The sequence below is a fragment of the Streptomyces sp. PL-25 genome (assembly GCF_058344915.1).
The window spans coordinates 979800-997156 of record NZ_CP136997.1; the positions used below are offsets into that span (position 1 = coordinate 979800).

A 17357-nucleotide genomic window follows, 5' to 3' on the forward strand; every position below is an offset into this window, starting at 1 on the left:
GATGCCGGTACTGGTGATCACGGGCACGGGCACGGAGGTCGGCAAGACGGTCACCACGGCGGCCGTCGCGGCGGCGGCGCTGGCGGCCGGCCGGTCGGTGGCCGTGCTGAAGGCCGCGCAGACGGGTGTGACCCCGGACGAGCGCGGGGACGCCGACGAGGTCGTCCGGCTCGCCGGTGCGGTGACGGCGCGCGAGGTGGCCCGCTATCCGGAGCCGCTGGCCCCCGGGACCGCCGCGCTGCGGGCGGGGCGGGCGCCGGTGCGGCCCGAGGAGGTCGCCGAGGCCGCCGCCAAGCTTGCGACCGAGCACGACCTGGTGCTGGTGGAGGGGGCCGGCGGTCTGCTCGTACGGTTCGACGCCGCGGGCGGGACCCTCGCGGACGCCGCCGGGCTGCTGCGCGCTCCGGTCCTGCTCGTCGCCTCGGCGGGGCTCGGCACGCTCAACACCACCGAGCTGACCGCCCGTGAGCTGCGCCGGCGCGGGCTCGATCTGCTCGGCGTGGTGATCGGCAGCTGGCCCGCGCACCCCGATCTCGCCTCCCGCTGCAACGTCGCCGACCTGCCCGAGGTGGCCGGCGCCCCACTGCTCGGCGCCCTGCCCGAGGGCGCCGGGGCGCTCGCCCCCGCCGACTTCCGCACGGGCGCGCCGCGCTGGCTCGCCCCCCGGCTCCTCGGCCGGTGGGAGGCGGCGGCGTTCGCCGCGCGGGAGGCACCGGCGCCGCTCGGGTAGTACGGCCGCGGCCGCCGCGCCTGTGCGCCGCCCCGTGGGCCCGGCGGCCGTCCGTGGCCGCCGGGCCTGCCCACGGCTCCCGGTCAGCGGGTCACGGGGCGGGTAGCGGATCACGGCGGCAGTGGGTCACGGCGGCAGTGGGTCACGAGGGCAGTGGATCACGGGGACGGTGGATCACGGGGGACGGTGGGTCACACACTCCACCGGCGCAGTTCCCGCGCTATCTCCTGCACCGACGCGTCACCGCTCTTGACCAGCCTGGCCAGATCGCGCACCTGTTCGGGAGAGGTGGCGACCTTCAGACCGCTGGCGACCAGGTAGGCGTACGCCACCGCGGAGGCGAACAGGGCGTTGGAGCGCTCCAGCGCGGGCACGTGGACGAGGAGTTGCAGCAGCGCGGCGGCCCGCGCCTGCGGCGAGTCGTAGACGGGGACGTCGAAGATCTCGGCGCGGTGCCGTGCCACCGCGGCGACGAGGGCGCCCCAGTCGGTGACCTGCGGATCGCCCGGTGTCATGCGTTCGGCGAGCATGAGCAGCCAGGCGAGGTCGACGGTGATGTCGCTCAAGGGCTCAGCGCCGGTCTTCGCCGGTCGTCGCCCGGGACGGCGAGCCCGCCCCGTCGAATTCCTCGGCGAAGACGGCCTCGTAACTCTTCATGAAGTCGGCGGCGGCCTCCACGAAGGTGCGGCCCACCTCTCCCGTGTCCTGGCGGACCAGTTCCTCGATGTAGCGGTTGACGCTCATACCGCGGGCGAGGGCGCGTTCGCGGGCGGCGCGGGCCGTGCCCTCGTCCACCCGTACGTTCAGCTGGGTCTTCGCCATACCTCGACGCTAGCGCCGAACCGCTAGCAGCGGCAAGCGCGGTCCCTGGTCCGTGCCCGCCGGCCCGAGCCGCTGGCGGCGGCCGCGTACGGATGATGGAATCGCGGCGGGCGTCCGCCGCCCCGTCCGGTCCGTCTCACTTCATCTCACGCCCGGCTCATGTCCCGTCCAGCTGAGGAGAGTTCATGCCGCGTCCGTTCCGCTTCGGGGTCAACCTGCTCGATCCGGCGTCCGCCGGTGAGTGGCGCGCCAAGTGCCGCAGGGCCGAGGAACTCGGGTACGACGTGATCCTCGTCCCGGACCATCTCGGCTGGGTCGCGCCGTTCCCGGCGCTGGTGGCGGCGGCCGAGGCGACCGAGCGGCCCCGCCTCGGCACCTTCGTGCTGAACGCGGGCTTCTCCAACCCCGCGCTGCTGGCCCGCGAGGTGGCCACGACGGACGCGCTCACGGACGGCCGGCTCGAACTGGGGCTCGGCACGGGATACGTACGCGAGAAGCACGAGCGGGCCGGGCTGCCCTGGGGTACGCCGGGCGAGCGCGTCGCCCATCTGCGGCGCACCGTCGAGGAGCTGGACCGGCTGCTCGGCTCCCCGGACCACCGGCCGCGAGCGGCGCAGCGGCCCCGGGTCCCGCTGCTGATCGGCGCCAACGGCGACCGGATGCTGCGGCTGGCCGCCGAACACGCCGACATCGCGGCGTTCACGGGCGCCCGGCCGTCCACGGACGGCGACAGGCTGACCCCGCTGACGGCCGAGGAGCTGGACGAGCGGGTGGCGCTGTACCGCACCTACGCGGCAGGGCGCGCGGAACCGGCCGAGCTGAACCTGCTCATCCAGCTCGTCGCCGTCACCGACGACCCCGGGCCGGTCCTCGCGCCGCTGCTGGAGCGGCAGCCGCAGCTGACCCCGGACGCGGCCCTGGAACTGCCGATCGTGCTGGTGGGCACGCTGGACGAGATCGTCGCGCGGGTGCACGCGCACCGCGAGCGGTTCGGGTTCTCCTATCTGACGGTGCTCGAACCGCACATGGAGGCGTTCGCGCCGGTCCTGGAGGCGCTGCGGGGGCAGTGAGGGGGTGGGGCGGCGGGGCGGGGCCGCGCGGGCACGGCTGTGCGGGCACGGCTGTGCGGGCACGGCTGTGCGGGCACGGCTGTGCGGGCAGGGCTGTGCGGGCAGGGCTGTGCGGGCAGGGCTGTGATGTGATCACGCCATGAACGAGCTGCGCATACGCCCCGCGACCGCCGACGATCTCTCCGCCGTCCTGGATTTCTGGCGGACGGCCGCGGAGGGCACCAGCATCAGCGACGACCGGGACGGCGTGGCCCGGCTGGTCGGCCGGGACCCGCAGGCGCTGCTGCTGGCGGAGGACGCCGGCGAGCTGGTCGGCACCGTGATCGCGGGCTTCGACGGCTGGCGCTGCCATCTGTACCGGCTCGCGGTGCGGCCCGACCGGCGGCGCCGGGGCATCGGCTCGGCGCTACTCGCCGCCGCCGAGGAGCGGTTCGCCCGGCTCGGCGGTCGGCGCGGCGACGCGATGGTGCTCACCGGCAATGAGCGGGCGCACCACGCCTGGCGTGCGGCCGGCTACGCGCCGGAGGAGCACTGGCGGCGCTGGGTGAAGCCGCTGGACGGTCACGAAAAGTGATGCGGCCGGCACGGAGAAGGTGTTTTTGCCCGTCCTTTACCATGGAGGGACACTCGTTCCTCCATGAAAGGTTGTGAGCGTCCGTCCATGGGCGAGCCTCCCAGTAGCCCCGCGCACCACCGAGCGGTCCCCCGCGTCCTGTCCGACCATGGGACGGGGGTGACCCGATGACCGAAGTGCTGCTCCTGCTCGTGGCGGTCCTGCTGTCACTGGCCTGTGGCGCCTTCGTCGCCGCCGAGTTCTCGCTCACCACCGTCGAGCGCGGCGCGCTGGAGCGGGCGGCGGAGCGCGGTGAGCGCGGTGCCGCCGGTGCGCTCAAGGCCGTACGGAACCTGACCTTCCAGCTGTCCGGCGCGCAGCTCGGCATCACCGTCACCAATCTGGTGGTCGGCATGCTCGCCGAGCCGTCGATCGCCGCGCTGCTGGCCGGTCCGCTCCAGTCGCTCGGCGCGTCGCGGTCGGTGGCGACCTCGGTGGCGCTGGTCGTGGGCACCGCGCTGTCCACGGTGTTCCTGATGGTCGTCGGCGAGCTGGTGCCCAAGAACTGGGCGATCTCCGCGCCGCTCGCCGTGGCCCGGCACGTCGCCACCCCGCAGCGCTGGTTCAGCGCCGCCTTCCGCCCGTTCATCACGCATCTCAACAACACGGCCAACCGCGTGGTGCGCCGGTTCGGGGTGGAGCCCGCCGAGGAGCTGGCCTCCGCGCGCGGCCCGCAGGAACTGGCGGCGCTGGCCCGGCACTCGGCCAAGGAGGGCGCCCTGGAGGCGGACACCGCCGAGCTGTTCGTCCGCACCCTCAACCTCGCCGACCTCACCGCGGAGAACGTGATGACACCGCGCGTCCAGGTCGTCGCCCTGGAGGCCCAGGCCACCTGCGAGGACGTGGCGAACGCGACCCGGGCCACCGGCCTGTCCCGCTTCCCCGTCTACCGCGGCAACCTCGACTCCGTGGTGGGCACGGCCCACGTCAAGGACGTCCTCGCGGTGCCCGCCGAGCGACGGACCCGCGTACGGGTCTCCGAGATCATGCGCGAGCCGCTGCTCGTCCCCGAGTCGCTGACCGTGGACCGGCTGCTGGACCGGCTGTCGGGGCGGCGGACGATGGCGGTCGTCATCGACGAGTACGGCGGCACGGCGGGCGTGGCCACGCTGGAGGACATCGTCGAGGAGGTCGTCGGCGAGGTGCGCGACGAGCACGACCCGCACGAGACGCCGGACCTCGCCCCCGCCGGGGCCGACGAGGAGGGCCGCGCCCTGTACTCGGCCGACGGCTCCGCGCGCGTGGACCAGCTCGTCCGGGTCGGCTGGCGCGCGCCCGACGGGCCCTACGAGACCCTCGCCGGTCTCGTCGCCGCGGAACTGGGCCGGATACCGGAGACCGGTGACGTTCTGGAGGTCGCCGGGTGGCGGCTGGAGGTGACGGACGCGAGCGGGCGGCGGGCGGCCCGGGTGCTGCTGCACGCGCCGCTCGACGACGCGGACCTCGCCATGGTCCCGGAGCGCGCCGGGCGCCGGGGCGGCCGACGCGGCGACGAGCAGGCCACCAGGAACGCGCAGCACGCACAGGACGCACAGGACGTGCAGCACGCGCAAGACGCGCAAGACGCGCAGGACGGGAAGAGGGCCGGCCGGTGACCGCCGTACAGATTCTGATCGGTCTGGCGACCCTCGTCGTCAACGCCTTCTTCGTCGGCGCCGAGTTCGCGCTGATCTCGGTGCGCCGCAGCCAGGTCGAGCCGTACGCCGAGCAGGGCGACCGGCGCGCCAAAAGCGTGCTGTGGGGCCTGGAGCACGTGTCCGCGCTGCTCGCGGCGGCCCAGCTCGGCATCACGCTGTGCACGCTGGTCCTCGGTGTGGTCGCCGAGCCCGCCATCGCGCATCTGCTGGAGCCCGTGTTCCACGCGGTGGGCGTGCCGGCCGGCGCGGGACACGCCGTGTCCTTCGTGATCGCGCTGGCGCTGGCCACCTATCTGCACATGCTGCTCGGCGAGATGGTGCCGAAGAACGTCGCCCTCGCGGAGCCGGTGCGCAGCGCGCTGCTGCTCGGCCCGCCGCTGGTCGCGCTGTCCCGCGCCCTGCGCCCGGTGATCTTCACGGTGAACACGTTCGCCAACGCCCTGCTCAAGCTGTTGCGGGTGGAAACCAAGAACGAGGTCTCGGCGACCTTCACGGACGCGGAGCTGGCCCAGATCGTCAAGGACGCCGGGCAGGCCGGTCTCATCGACGACCGGGCGCAGGAGCGGCTGCACGACGCGCTGGAACTGGGCAGCAGGCCGGTGCGCGATGTCGTGCTGCCGCTGGAACAGGTCGTCTACGCGCGCGTGGGGGTCACCCCGGAGCAGTTGGAGCAGCTGACGGCGGAGTCCGGGTTCTCGCGTTTCCCGGTGGTCGACGAGGGCCGCCGGATCATCGGCTATCTGCATGTGAAGGACGCGCTGGACGCCTCGCCGCGCTCCGAGCCGTTCCGTCCGGGTGACATGCGCCCCATCGCCCGGGTCAGGGAGAGCACCCCGCTGGACGACGTGCTCACGGCGATGCGCGGCAGCCGGACGCACCTGGCGGCCGTGCTCGGCTCGGACGGGCGGCTGGCCGGTCTGGTGACGATGGAGGACGTGCTGCGGGAACTGTTCGGGCAGCCTGCCTGAGCCGCCGCCCCGTCCGGCCGGGGGCCGGACGGCCCCACCCGGGGCCGCGCCCCCGGCCGCCGACGCGGGGAGGTCGCGGCCCGGCGGGGGTGCGGGGAGGCCGCGGCCGGGGGGTTCCGGGGTCGGACCGACCGCTTGGTATGCGGCCGGTCCGGCGGGATACCATCGCTCACGCCATGCAGACGTATCCCACGTACTCCAGTCTGGTCGCGGTCGGCGACTCCTTCACCGAGGGCATGTCGGACCTGCTGCCCGACGGCTCCTACCGGGGCTGGGCCGACCTCCTGGCGGCCCGGATGGCGGCCCGCGCCCCCGGCTTCCGGTACGCCAACCTCGCCGTGCGGGGCAAGCTCATCGGGCAGATCGTCGACGAGCAGGTCGAGGTGGCCGCCGCCATGCGGGCGGACGTGGTCACCCTGGTCGGCGGGCTCAACGACACCCTGCGGCCCAAGTGCGACATGGGCCGGGTGCGGGGCCTGCTCACCGAGGCGGTGGAGCGGCTGGCGCCGTCGTGCGAGCGGCTGGTGCTGATGCGCAGCCCCGGCCGCCGGGGTCCCGTCCTGGAGCGGTTCCGGCCGCGCATGGAGGAGCTGTACGCCTGCGTCGACGAGCTTGCGGCGCGGCACGGCGCGGTCGTCGTCGACCTGTACGGCGCCGCCTCCCTGGCCGATCCGCGGCTGTGGGGCGTGGACCGGCTGCACCTGACCGGCGAGGGACATCGCCGGGTCGCGGAGGCGGTGTGGCAGGCGCTCGGCCACGAGCCGGAGGACCCCGAGTGGCACACGCCGCCACCGGCGACCGCGCCGCCGGGCTGGCTGGACCGCCGGATCGCGGACGCCCGCTTCACCCGTGAGCACCTGCTGCCCTGGATAGGCAGGCGGCTGACCGGCCGCTCCTCCGGTGACGGCCGCCCGGCCAAGCGCCCCGAGCTGCTGCCCTGGGCAGAGCCCGACTCGGCCCGGCGCCCGGCGGACGCCTAGCCAGGACCTGTCCGGCGGACGGCCGCGCCGCTTCGGGCCCGCCCCCCTGCCGTCCCGCACCGCCCCCCGTGCTTTCGTAGGTTCCGACGAACACCCCTGTGGCGCTGGCCTGCAGGAATCGCCAGTAGAATCCGTACACGTGACTTCCGCTCCCGCCATGCCCCGCATCCCGAACGTCCTCGCCGGACGTTACGCCTCCGCCGAGCTCGCCACGCTCTGGTCGCCCGAGCAGAAGGTGAGGCTGGAGCGGCAGCTCTGGCTCGCCGTGCTGCGCGCCCAGAAGGACCTCGGCATCGAGGTGCCGGACGCGGCCGTCGCCGACTACGAGCGCGTCCTGGACCAGGTCGACCTGGCCTCGATCGCCGAGCGCGAGAAGGTCACCCGGCACGACGTGAAGGCCCGCATCGAGGAGTTCAACGACCTCGCCGGGCACGAGCACGTGCACAAGGGCATGACCTCCCGCGACCTCACGGAGAACGTGGAGCAGCTGCAGATCCGGCTCTCCCTCGAGCTGGTGCGCGACCGTACGGTGGCGGTGCTCGCGCGGCTGGGCAAGCTGGCCGCGGAGTATGGGGAGCTGGTCATGGCCGGCCGCTCGCACAACGTCGCCGCGCAGGCCACCACCCTCGGCAAGCGGTTCGCCACCGCGGCCGACGAGCTGCTGGTGGCGCACGGACGGATCGAGGAACTGCTCGGCCGTTACCCGCTGCGTGGCATCAAGGGCCCGGTGGGCACCGCCCAGGACATGCTGGACCTGCTCGGCGGCGACGCCTCGAAGCTGGCGGAGCTGGAGCAGCGGATCGCCGCCCACCTGGGCTTCGGGCGGGCCCTCACCTCGGTCGGCCAGGTCTACCCGCGCTCCCTGGACTACGAGGTCGTCACCGCGCTGGTGCAGCTCGCGGCGGCGCCGTCCTCGCTGGCGAAGACGATCCGGCTGATGGCCGGGCACGAGCTGGTCACGGAGGGCTTCAAGCCCGGCCAGGTCGGCTCCTCGGCGATGCCGCACAAGATGAACACCCGCTCCTGCGAGCGCGTCAACGGCCTCATGGTGATCCTGCGCGGCTACGCGTCGATGACCGGTGAGCTGGCGGGTGACCAGTGGAACGAGGGCGACGTCTCCTGCTCCGTGGTGCGCCGGGTCGCGCTGCCGGACGCGTTCTTCGCGCTGGACGGGCTGCTGGAGACCTTCCTGACGGTGCTCGACGAGTTCGGTGCCTTCCCCGCGGTGGTCGCCCGGGAGCTGGACCGCTACCTGCCGTTCCTCGCCACCACCAAGGTGCTGATGGGCGCGGTGCGGGCCGGTGTCGGCCGCGAGGTCGCCCACGAGGCCATCAAGGAGAACGCCGTCGCCACCGCGCTCGCCATGCGCGAGCAGGGCGCCGAGCGCAACGACCTGCTCGACAAGCTGGCCGCCGACGAGCGCCTGCCGCTGGACCGCGCCCGGCTCGACGAGCTGATGGCGGACAAGCTGTCCTTCACCGGCGCCGCCGCCGACCAGGTCGGCGCGGTCGTCGCCCGGATCGGGGAGATCGTCGAGAAGCACCCGGAGGCCGCCGCCTACGCTCCGGGGGCGATCCTCTGACCCGCCCCACCCCGGCCCAGCTGGAGGCCGCCCGCGACCGGCTCGTACCGGACGTGGTCGCGGACGGCCTCAGCGTGCTCTTCTGCGGCATCAACCCCGGCCTCACCACCGCCGTCACGGGGCACCACTTCGCCCGTCCCGGCAACCGGTTCTGGCCGGTGCTGCACCGCTCCGGTTTCACCCCGCGGCTGCTGGCCCCCGCCGAGCAGGCCGAGCTGCTGACGTACCGGCTCGGCATCACCAACGTGGTCGCCCGGCCCACGGCGCGGGCGGACGAGCTGACCGCCGAGGAGTACCGCGAGGGCGGGCGGCTGCTGGAGCGGAAGGTGGCCCGGCTGCGGCCCCGCTGGCTGGCCGTGGTCGGCGTCACCGCGTACCGCGCGGCCTTCGCGGACCGGGGAGCGCGCATCGGTCCGCAGGAGCGGACGATCGGCTCCGCCCGGGTCTGGGTGCTGCCCAACCCCAGCGGTCTGAACGCGCACTGGACGGCGGAGACGATGGCCGAGGAGTACGCCAGGCTGCGGGAGGCCGCCGCGGCCGCGGAGACCGCCTGACGGGTCACGGCGGGTCCCGGTCGGTGACCACCGCGAGCAGCTGGAACGGCAGTTCGCGGTCCCACTGGGACACGCCGAGGGCTATCCACCGGCCGGTCTCGTGCGACCGCCACAGCCGGACATCCGGCACATGCCCGCTGAGCGAGGCCCACGGCTCCCCCGGTGCCTCGCCCAGCACGGTCCGCTCGAAGACGCCGTAGAGGCTGAACTCCTGCGGAGCGCCCCACCGCTCGGTCAGCCGCTCCCCCAGCCCGTCCAGCTCGCACGCGAACTGCTCCGCCGTCTCCTCCCGGCGGGTGCCGTCGTCCTCCCAGAAGTCGTCGCTCGTCTCCAACTCGGCCGTCAGGAAGCCGGGTCCGGCCGTACCGGCGTCCGTCCGGCCGGGCTCGGCGGGGAACTCCCCGGAGCACAGCCGGTCGATCACGGCGAGAGCCTTCGCGATGTCCATGCGTTCCAGTAAAGCGGGCACCACTGACAATTGGCGGTGCGTCAGGGTGGGGTCGGCCGCGGGGCGGGACGCGGACGGCCCGTGGGGGGCGCGGACGGCCCGTGGGGGGGGCGCGGACGGCCCATGGGGGTGGCGGCGGGGCAGCGGTCGGCGCCGTGGTGCGGATCGCGGGAGACGGGTGACGGACGGGGGTGACGGCTGGCGGGGCCGTCGCGGACGGGACGCGGTCCGGACTTCCTTTTCGGGGTGCCGGAGGCGGGTTCCGGGGCGGCCCGGCCGGACCGCCCGGCCGTGCGCAGCGCGCCCGCCGTCCCCGGCACTCGCTGCCCCGGCCCGCGCCGAGTACGATCCGCCCAACACGCGCACGAGCTGGGAGGAAGGACGTTGGGGCGGCTGACCGGCGGGGATCCCTCGCTGCTGCGAAGGATCAATTCCGCGGTGGTGCTGCACGCGCTGCGTGCCACGGACTGCGCGACGCTCACGGAGATCACCCGGGTGACCGGGCTGTCCCGGCCCACGGTCGAGGGCGTCGTCGAGGACCTCATGGAGGCGGGACTCGTCGCCGAGAAGGCCGCCGAGGAGGGCGCCGCACGCCGTCAGGGACGGCCCGCGCGGCGCTACCGGTTCCGTGCCGAGGCGGGGCACCTGCTCGGCCTGGAGATCGGCCCCCACCGCGTGGCGGCGCTCCTGTCCGATCTCGACGGGCGGGTGCTCGGCGCCCAGGCCAAGGAGGTGGGCGAGACGGCGGACGCGGACGAGCGCCTGGAGCGGCTGCGCACCGCGGTCGCCGAGCTGCTGCGCCGGGCCGGTGTCCCGCGCAGCTCCCTGCGGGCCGTGGGGGTCGGCACGCCCGGGATCGTCGAGGCGGGCGGCATCGTCCGGCTGGGCACCGCGCTGCCCGGCTGGACGGGGCTGAACCTGGGCGAGCGGCTCAGCCGCTCCTTCCGGTGCCCGGTGCTGGTCGAGAACGACGCCAACGCGGCGGCGGTCGCCGAGCACTGGAAGGGTGCCGCCACCGACTCCGACGACGTGGTGTTCGTGCTGGCCGGACTGAGTCCGGGCGCCGGTTCACTGATCGGCGGGCGGCTGCACCGCGGGTTCGGCGGCGCGGCGGGCGAGATCGGCGCGCTGCACCTGCTGGGCCGGGGCGTCACGCCCGAGACGCTGCTGTCGACCACGGACCAGCCGCTGCACCCCCTGGACGAGCAGGCGGTGGCGGCGGTGTTCGCCCAGGCCCGCAAGGGCGACCAGCAGGCGGTGGCGGCCATGGACCGCTTCATCCAGCGGCTCGTCCACGACGTGGCGGCACTGGTGCTGGCGCTGGACCCGGAGCTGGTGGTCGTCGGCGGCTGGGCGGCCGGCCTGGACGGGGTGCTGGAGCCGCTGCGCGGCGAGCTGGCCCGCTACTGCCTGCGTACGCCGCAGGTGACCCTGTCGATGCTCGGTGAGGCGGCCGTGGCGACGGGCGCCCTGCGGCTGGCCCTCGACCATGTCGAGGAGGAGCTGTTCGCGGTGGAGAGCAAGGTGGCGGCGGCCCGGCACTGAGGACGGACGCGGGGCGGCGGCCGCCGCCCCGTGCATCGCGACTCGGCCCGGCGGGGCCAGGGCAGGCCCGTGCCCGCGGATCTGTCGGCCGGCGCCGGTCCGGCCGGGGTCAGGATGCCTGGCGTTCGGGCCCGTGGTGGATCTCCACGCCGCCGGAGTCCCCGAAGGTGAGGCGGCAGGTGTCGGCCCGGTAGGTGGCCACCGAGAGCGCGGCGGTGCGTCCCCCGGCGATGAAGCGGGTGGTGACGACCAGGACGGGGGCGCCGGGCAGCCGGTCCAGCTCCTTGGCGTCGTCGGCGCGGGCGGAGCCCAGCTCGACGGCCTGCTCCTGGCCCTCCAGCTCCAGGTGCTGGAGCTCGCGCAGCACCGCACGCGCGCGTGCCGCGCCGGAGGGCGCGTCGATCGCGGTCAGGCCGGGCATCGAGGACGCCGGGATGTAGAACAGCTCGGCGGCGACCGGCTGGCCCTGGCTCACCCGGGACCGGCGCACCGTGTGCACGGGCTGGTCGCGGTCGGTCTCCAGGGCGTCGGCGACGGCCGCGGGCGGTGCCGCCTGGACGCAGTCCACGGGGTGCCAGGCGTCGTCCGCCGCACCGGGCCAGGCGTGCTGCTCGGTGCCCACGGCCACGCCCACGCGCGGCGGCGCGACGGTGGTGCCGACACCGCGGCGGCGCTGGAGCCTGCCTTCCAGCTCCAGCTGTTCGAGCGCCTGGCGCAGGGTCGCGCGGGCCACGCCGAAACGGGCGGCCAGCTCCCGCTCGTTGGGCAGGATCTCGCCGACCGAGAACTCGGAGTCCAGTGCCTCACTGAGGACGGTCCTCAGGTGCCAGTACTTCGGCTCCGGCACCGTTTCCAGCTGCGTGGTCCCCACCCTGTCCTCCGCAATCGCCGTGGTCCGGCGGCGTTTTAGCGCCCTTGTTTATTAAAGGTTGTTGTACTTCTCTGCGACCATAGGACTGCCGCCGATCCTTGGTCAAGACCAATCATCGGCCGCTTGTGGAGAAGACGGCTGTCACGCGGTAAGCGTTCATGTGACGTTCGCACAAGCCGTCATTCGTGACATGACGGCAAAACCCCCGTCGCGGGGACGGGGGCCACCAGGGGCATGCCGCACAGGGCTCTTCACAGGAGCGTCGCCGCCGAGGGGGCACTGTCGGCGCGATGACCAGGAACCGCGCACCGGGGGCTACCCGCCAGTAGTAATTGCTGACAAGCTGTCTACTCAGTGTCCGTCAGCGATTGCCGAGATTCCCGACGAGGAGCACCCCATGTCCGCCACCGTCTCCTTCCCGGTCCCCTCCCCGCACGGCCCGCGGACCGTGACCCTGTCCTACGCGCGCGTGGGCGACGGTGAGCCGCTGCTCCTGCTGCACGGCATAGGCCACCACCGACAGGCGTGGGACCCGGTGATCCACCTCCTGGCGGGCGAGCGGGACGTCGTCTCCGTGGACCTGCCCGGCTTCGGCGCCTCGCCCGCCCTGCCGGACGGGCTGCGGCACGACCTGCCGACGATGAACGCCGCCCTCGGCGCGCTGTGCGAGACCCTGGAGATCGACCGGCCCCATGTGGCCGGCAACTCCCTGGGCGGCCTGCTCGCACTGGAGATGGGCCGCGAGAAGCTCGCGCGGTCCGTCACGGCCCTGTCGCCCGCCGGGTTCTGGACCGAGGCCGAGCGCCGCTACGCCTTCGGTGTCCTCCAGGGGATGCGGGCCGTCGCGCGGCGCACGCCGCTGCCGCTGGTCGAACGGCTCTCCCGCACCGCGGCCGGGCGCACCGTCCTGACGAGCACCATCTACGCCCGTCCGGGCCGCCGGTCACCCGAGTCGGTGGTCGCCGAGACGCTGGCCCTCGCGCGGGCCACCGGGTTCGAGGAGACCCTCCGTGCGGGCGTCGGGGTCCGCTTCGCGGACGACATCCCGGACATCCCCGTCACCGTGGCCTGGGGCAGCAAGGACCGCCTGCTGATTCCCCGGCAGGGCGTGCGCGCCAAGCAGACCGTCACGCGCGCCCGGCTGGTGCGGCTGCCCGGCTGCGGGCACGTCCCGATGAACGACGACCCGGCGCTCGTCGCGCGCGTGCTGCTCGACGGCAGCCGCTGAGCGCCGCCCGGCCGGCCGTAGCGCCCCGGACCCCATGGCGACCCCCGCGGCCACCAGGGCGCTGCCCGCCGCCTGGGCCGCCCCGTAGGAGCCGGTGCCGACGAGGGGCGCGGAGCAGGCGGCGGCGACCGGGATGAGCCCGGAGAAGAGGGTGGCGCGCTCGGCGCCGAGCCGCTGCATCCCCATGTACCAGCACACGAAGCCGACGACCGTCACGACCGCCGCCTGCCACAGCAGCGCGGCGGTCTCGCCCGCGTCCGGGCGCCGCAGCCACGCCGTGCCGTCGAGCATCACCCCCGCGGCGGCCGCCTCCACGGCGGCGACGCCGCACACCACGGCCGACAGCAGCCGCGGCCCGAGCGGAGCCAGCACCGGCACGGCGAGCACCGAGAAGCCCACCTCCCCGGCCAGCGCCCCGGCGGAGAAGGCGATCCCGGCGCCGTCGGTCCGCCCCCAGCCCTGCACGGTCAGGGCCCCGGCGGCGACCAGCGACGCCCCGTACAGCACCGCCCGCTGCGGACGGCGTCCCTCCAGGAGCGGGACGAGGACGGCGACGACCACCGGGGCGCAGCCCACGAGGACACCGGGCACCGCCGGTTCAGCGGTGCGCTCGGCGGCGATGACGGCCAGGTTGAAGCCGACCATGCCCACCGCGGCGAGCAGCGCCAGCCGGGCCCAGTCCCGCGGCGAGAGCACCCCCAGCCGCGCCCGCGCGCCGCGCCCGGCGAGCGGCAGGAGCAGCAGGCAGGCCAGGCCGTAGCGCAGGAACTGGCCCCCCGCGTAGGGGTAGTGGCCGAGGACGCTGTTGGCGGTGAAGGATCCTCCGACGAGGACACAGGCGAGCGCGGCGAGCAGGGCACCGCGCGAGGTGGTGGCGTTCATGACGGCGACGCTAGGCAGCGCGGCGGTCCGGTTTAAGGTCCACTTCCATGACGTCATCGGGGACCAATCCGGCTACGGCGGCCGGTACCGCCGCCTGGGAACTGCTGCTGCCCGCCGCCTCGGCGCCGGCCCGCGCGCGCGGCCGCACGCTCCAGGCCGCGCTGCGCGAGGCCGTCCGCTCCGGCCGGCTCTCCCCGGGGACGCGGCTGCCCTCGAGCCGTGACCTCGCGGCGGACCTCGGCGTGTCCCGCGGGCTGGTGACCGAGGCGTACGAGCAGTTGACGGCGGAGGGGTACCTGCGCAGCGGGCGCGGTGCGGGTACCTGGGTGGGCGGCTCGGTCCGGGCGGCCCGCACGCGCGCGCGTGACCTCTCTCCGGGTACGCCCGGGACCCGCGCCGACTTCGTGGCGGGCACCCCCGACCTGTCGCTGTTCCCGCGTGCCGCGTGGACAGCCGCGCACCGCTCGGTGCTGGCGGACCTCCCCCACCAGGCCCTCGGCTATCCCGATCCGCGCGGTCTGCCCCACCTGCGCGCGGCCCTGGCCGAACTCCTCGCCCGCCGCCGCGGCGTCGTAGCCGACCCCGAGCGCCTCGTGGTCGTCTCGGGCGTGGCGCAGGCCACCTGTCTGCTCGGATCCGTGCTGCACGCGCGCGGGACGCGGGCGGTCGGCGTCGAGGACCCGGGCAGCCCCCAGCACACGTCCCTGTACGCGTCCGTCGGTGTCGGCACCGTCCCGCTGCCCCTGGACGGAGAGGGTCCGGCCCTCGGCCCGCTGCACCGGTCCGGGGTGCGGGCCGTGGTGACGACTCCGTCCCACCAGTTCCCCACCGGGATCGCGTGCTCCGCCCGGCGCCGCGCCGGACTGCTGGACTGGGCGCGGTCGGTGGACGGCATCGTCTTCGAGGACGACTACGACGGCGACTTCCGCTACGACCGCGCCCCGGTCGGTGCCCTCCAGGGCCTGGACCCCGAACGCGTCGTCTACGCGGGCTCGGTCAGCAAGTCCCTGGCGCCGGGGCTGCGGCTGGGGTGGCTGCTGGTGCCCGACTCGCTCGCCGACGACGTCGTCGAACGCAAGCGGACCATGGACCTCGGTCACCCGGCCGTCGACCAGGCGCTGTTCGCCCGCTTCGTCGAACGGGGCGACTACGACCGCCAGTTGCGCCGCTGCCAGCGCGCCTACCGGGAGCGCCGGGACACGCTCGTCGCCGCCCTGGAGGAGCACTTCCCCGGCGTACGGCTGTCGGGGATCGCCGCGGGGCTGCACCTGATCGCCGCCCTGCCGCGGCGGTACGGGCCCGAGGAGCGGTTCCTCGCGCGCGTGGGCGGCGCCGGTGTCGCGGTCCGCTCCCTGGCGTCGTACACGCACGCGCGTGCCGGTGCGGTGCCGGGCACCGGGGAGCTTCCCGCGCTCGGGGGCGGGCCGGACGGAGGCGGTGGCGGCGCGGACGGCGGGGGCACGGACGGCGGCGCACGGGCCTCTCGGGCATCGCGGGCCGAGGGTGACGCGGGTGTGCGTCTCGTCCTCGGATATGCGCATCTACCGCCCGCCCGGATCCGTGCCGGGGTGCGGCTGATGGCGGAGGCGGCCGCGCGTAGGCCGGCAGACGGATAGGCCGGTGAGCGCGTAGGCCCATGAGCCCGGAGGCCCGTAGGCCCGTAGGTGGCGACCGTCACACCGGGGCGGCGCGCCGGGGGCGCCACCCGGGTGGCCTGCGCGCGGGTGGCTGTTCACCCGCGGTTTCCGTCTTCGCCTCACTGCACCAGTAGGTGTGGCTGCGAACACTGGCCGGATCTCGTCCCTGGAGGCGTCCGCATGTCCCCTCGTCCGCTCCCCGGCCGTCGCAGCGTGCTGCGCGGCTCACTGGCCGCGTCGGCGGCCCTGACCCTGCCCGGCGCGCTCGGCGCGGCACCGGCGCTCGCCCTGTCCGGCCGCCCCCGGGCGGGCTGGGGCGTGCAGGCGGGCGACGTGACCGCCGACTCGGGCCTGGTCTGGGTGCGCTCCGACCGCCCGGCCCGGATGATCGTCGAGACGTCCGCCACCGAGTCGTTCCGCAACCCCCGCCGGTGGCACGGCCCGCTGCTCGGCCCCGGCTCGGACTTCACCGGCACGGCCCGGCTGCACGGGCTGCCGTCCGGCGAGCAGATCCACTACCGCGTACTGCTCGCCGACCCGCACGACCCGCGCCGCACCGGCGAGCCGGTCCACGGCACCTTCCGCACCGCCCCCGCGCGGCGCCGCCAGGGCGTGCGGTTCGTGTGGTCGGGCGACATCGCCGGGCAGGGCTGGGGCATCAACGAGTCGATCGGCGGCTACCGCATCTTCGACGCCATGGCGAAGCTGGACCCGGACTTCTTCCTGTGCAGCGGCGACAACATCTACGCCGACGGTCCGATCGAGGCCACCGCCGCGCTTCCGGACGGCAGCGTCTACCGGAGCGTCACCACCGAGGAGAAGTCGCACGTCGCCGTCTCCCTGGCCGACTACCGGGGCAACTTCCGCTACAACCTGCTGGACGGTGCGCTGCGCCGGTTCAACGCCCAGGTGCCCGGCATCATCCAGTGGGACGACCACGAGGTGCGCAACAACTGGTACCCGGGCGAGGTCATCGGGCGGCGGCACGCCCTACCCGGCCGGCACCCGGCTGGACGATCTGGCGCTGCGGGCGCGGCGGGCCTTCTCCGAGTACTTCCCGATCTCCACGGTCAGCGGCCGTCCGGACGGCCGGATCTACCGCGTCCACCACCACGGCCCGCTGCTCGACGTGTTCGTGCTGGACATGCGGACCTACCGCAACGCCAACTCGCCCGACGACCAGAAGCGCGACCCGCAGGGCATCCTCGGCGAGGAGCAGCTGCGCTGGCTCAAGCGGGAGCTGTCCCGGTCCCGGGCGGTGTGGAAGGTGATCGCCGCGGACATGCCGCTGGGGCTCGTCGTGCCGGACGGGGTCGAGGGAAAGCCGAACTTCGAGGCGGTCGCGCAGGGCGACCCGGGCGCGCCGCTCGGCCGCGAACTCCAGATCGCGGAGCTGCTGCGGTTCGTCAAGCACCGGCGGATCACCGGCACGGTGTGGCTGACCGCCGACGTCCACCACACCTCGGCGCAGCACTACGACCCGTCGCGGGCGGCGTTCAAGGACTTCGCGCCGTTCTGGGAGTTCGTCTCCGGTCCGCTCAACGCGGGCGCCTTCCCGGCCAGCGAGCTGGACGGCACGTTCGGCCCCGACCGGGTGTTCGTCAAGGCGCCCGCCGTCGCCAACGTCTCACCCGCCGAGGGCTACCAGTTCTTCGGCGAGGTCGACATCGACGGCGGCAGCGGCGAGCTGACGGTCCGGCTGCGGGAGCAGGACGGCAGTGTGCTCTTCACCAAGGCGCTCCAGCCGGGCCGGGTCGGGCAGTAACCGGCCCCGGACGTCCCTGGCCGGT

At 74.7% G+C, this 17357-nt stretch carries 15 protein-coding genes and 2 pseudogenes; 12 read left to right on the forward strand and 5 right to left on the reverse strand.

Features of this window, described 5'->3' with window-relative positions:
• The first annotated feature begins 1 nt into the window (after window position 1).
• Window positions 2-730 (forward strand): dethiobiotin synthase, encoded by a 729-nt coding sequence (bioD, locus tag R4Z62_RS04280; RefSeq protein ID WP_491519167.1) that lies wholly within the window; start codon window positions 2-4, stop codon window positions 728-730.
• A gap of 191 nt (window positions 731-921) precedes the next feature.
• On the opposite strand, the gene R4Z62_RS04285 is transcribed toward bioD, so the two are convergent.
• Both R4Z62_RS04285 and R4Z62_RS04290 read right to left on the reverse strand, forming a co-directional pair.
• Window positions 922-1260 (reverse strand): fic family toxin-antitoxin system, toxin component, encoded by a 339-nt coding sequence (locus tag R4Z62_RS04285; protein ID WP_381740553.1) that lies wholly within the window; start codon window positions 1258-1260, stop codon window positions 922-924.
• A 40-nt stretch (window positions 1261-1300) separates the two neighbouring features.
• Window positions 1301-1552, reverse strand: coding sequence for a hypothetical protein (locus R4Z62_RS04290; RefSeq protein WP_064531476.1), 252 nt, complete (start codon window positions 1550-1552; stop codon window positions 1301-1303).
• A gap of 185 nt (window positions 1553-1737) precedes the next feature.
• On the opposite strand from R4Z62_RS04290, the gene R4Z62_RS04295 reads away from it, so the two are divergent.
• From R4Z62_RS04295 to mug, 7 genes are all read left to right on the forward strand, one after another.
• Window positions 1738-2622 carry an LLM class F420-dependent oxidoreductase gene (locus tag R4Z62_RS04295; RefSeq protein ID WP_491519168.1) on the forward strand — a complete coding sequence of 295 codons (885 nt, stop codon included), beginning with the start codon at window positions 1738-1740 and terminating at the stop codon, window positions 2620-2622.
• 139 nt (window positions 2623-2761) lie between these two features.
• On the forward strand, window positions 2762-3196 hold the full coding sequence (locus tag R4Z62_RS04300; protein ID WP_385491688.1) for a GNAT family N-acetyltransferase: 435 nt from the start codon (window positions 2762-2764) through the stop codon (window positions 3194-3196).
• Between the two features lie 167 nt (window positions 3197-3363).
• Window positions 3364-4830, forward strand: coding sequence for a hemolysin family protein (locus R4Z62_RS04305; RefSeq protein ID WP_491519169.1), 1467 nt, complete (start codon window positions 3364-3366; stop codon window positions 4828-4830).
• Window positions 4827-5840: a hemolysin family protein gene (locus R4Z62_RS04310; protein ID WP_389598440.1), complete on the forward strand. Its 1014-nt coding sequence runs from the start codon at window positions 4827-4829 to the stop codon at window positions 5838-5840. Before R4Z62_RS04305 ends, R4Z62_RS04310 begins: the two co-directional genes overlap by 4 nt.
• A gap of 176 nt (window positions 5841-6016) precedes the next feature.
• Window positions 6017-6820 carry an SGNH/GDSL hydrolase family protein gene (locus R4Z62_RS04315; protein ID WP_491519170.1) on the forward strand — a complete coding sequence of 268 codons (804 nt, stop codon included), beginning with the start codon at window positions 6017-6019 and terminating at the stop codon, window positions 6818-6820.
• 139 nt (window positions 6821-6959) lie between these two features.
• Window positions 6960-8402 carry an adenylosuccinate lyase gene (gene purB / locus R4Z62_RS04320; RefSeq protein WP_491519171.1) on the forward strand — a complete coding sequence of 481 codons (1443 nt, stop codon included), beginning with the start codon at window positions 6960-6962 and terminating at the stop codon, window positions 8400-8402.
• Window positions 8399-8956: a G/U mismatch-specific DNA glycosylase gene (gene mug / locus R4Z62_RS04325; protein WP_491521838.1), complete on the forward strand. Its 558-nt coding sequence runs from the start codon at window positions 8399-8401 to the stop codon at window positions 8954-8956. Before purB ends, mug begins: the two co-directional genes overlap by 4 nt.
• A gap of 4 nt (window positions 8957-8960) precedes the next feature.
• Here mug and R4Z62_RS04330 read toward each other — a convergent pair whose 3' ends face one another.
• On the reverse strand, window positions 8961-9404 hold the full coding sequence (locus R4Z62_RS04330; RefSeq protein ID WP_382848430.1) for a hypothetical protein: 444 nt from the start codon (window positions 9402-9404) through the stop codon (window positions 8961-8963).
• A gap of 384 nt (window positions 9405-9788) precedes the next feature.
• On the opposite strand from R4Z62_RS04330, the gene R4Z62_RS04335 reads away from it, so the two are divergent.
• Entirely contained in the window at window positions 9789-10949 is a 1161-nt protein-coding gene (locus tag R4Z62_RS04335; protein WP_064531485.1) for an ROK family transcriptional regulator, read from the forward strand.
• Between the two features lie 109 nt (window positions 10950-11058).
• Here R4Z62_RS04335 and R4Z62_RS04340 read toward each other — a convergent pair whose 3' ends face one another.
• A complete protein-coding gene (locus R4Z62_RS04340) occupies window positions 11059-11820 on the reverse strand; it encodes a GntR family transcriptional regulator (RefSeq protein ID WP_355483946.1) in 762 nt (253 codons plus the stop codon).
• Between the two features lie 397 nt (window positions 11821-12217).
• Here R4Z62_RS04340 and R4Z62_RS04345 point away from each other — a divergent pair, with 397 nt between their 5' ends.
• Window positions 12218-13048, forward strand: a complete 831-nt coding sequence (locus R4Z62_RS04345; RefSeq protein WP_355483944.1) for an alpha/beta fold hydrolase — start codon at window positions 12218-12220, stop codon at window positions 13046-13048.
• 93 nt (window positions 13049-13141) lie between these two features.
• On the opposite strand, the pseudogene R4Z62_RS04350 reads toward R4Z62_RS04345, so the two are convergent.
• A pseudogene (locus R4Z62_RS04350) lies at window positions 13142-13987 on the reverse strand (EamA family transporter); the annotation flags it as partial.
• On the opposite strand from R4Z62_RS04350, the gene pdxR reads away from it, so the two are divergent.
• A complete protein-coding gene (gene pdxR, locus R4Z62_RS04355; protein WP_491519172.1) occupies window positions 13978-15546 on the forward strand; it encodes a MocR-like pyridoxine biosynthesis transcription factor PdxR in 1569 nt (522 codons plus the stop codon). The pseudogene R4Z62_RS04350 and the gene pdxR sit on opposite strands and share 10 nt — an antisense overlap.
• Window positions 15547-15747: 201 nt before the next feature.
• Window positions 15748-17332 (forward strand): annotated as a pseudogene (locus R4Z62_RS04360) (alkaline phosphatase D family protein).
• Window positions 17333-17357 lie beyond the last annotated feature (25 nt).

Bases quoted from the DNA above. Each gene is read 5' to 3' on its own strand.
- pdxR (WP_491519172.1), top strand. From the start codon at position 13,978: ATGACGTCATCGGGGACCAATCCGGCTACGGCGGCCGGTACCGCCGCC.
- R4Z62_RS04345 (WP_355483944.1), top strand. From the start codon at position 12,218: ATGTCCGCCACCGTCTCCTTCCCGGTCCCCTCCCCGCACGGCCCGCGG.
- R4Z62_RS04300 (WP_385491688.1), top strand. From the start codon at position 2,762: ATGAACGAGCTGCGCATACGCCCCGCGACCGCCGACGATCTCTCCGCC.
- R4Z62_RS04330 (WP_382848430.1), bottom strand. From the start codon at position 9,404: ATGGACATCGCGAAGGCTCTCGCCGTGATCGACCGGCTGTGCTCCGGG.
- bioD (WP_491519167.1), top strand. From the start codon at position 2: ATGCCGGTACTGGTGATCACGGGCACGGGCACGGAGGTCGGCAAGACG.
- R4Z62_RS04290 (WP_064531476.1), bottom strand. From the start codon at position 1,552: ATGGCGAAGACCCAGCTGAACGTACGGGTGGACGAGGGCACGGCCCGC.
- R4Z62_RS04285 (WP_381740553.1), bottom strand. From the start codon at position 1,260: ATGCTCGCCGAACGCATGACACCGGGCGATCCGCAGGTCACCGACTGG.
- R4Z62_RS04295 (WP_491519168.1), top strand. From the start codon at position 1,738: ATGCCGCGTCCGTTCCGCTTCGGGGTCAACCTGCTCGATCCGGCGTCC.
- R4Z62_RS04315 (WP_491519170.1), top strand. From the start codon at position 6,017: ATGCAGACGTATCCCACGTACTCCAGTCTGGTCGCGGTCGGCGACTCC.
- R4Z62_RS04305 (WP_491519169.1), top strand. From the start codon at position 3,364: ATGACCGAAGTGCTGCTCCTGCTCGTGGCGGTCCTGCTGTCACTGGCC.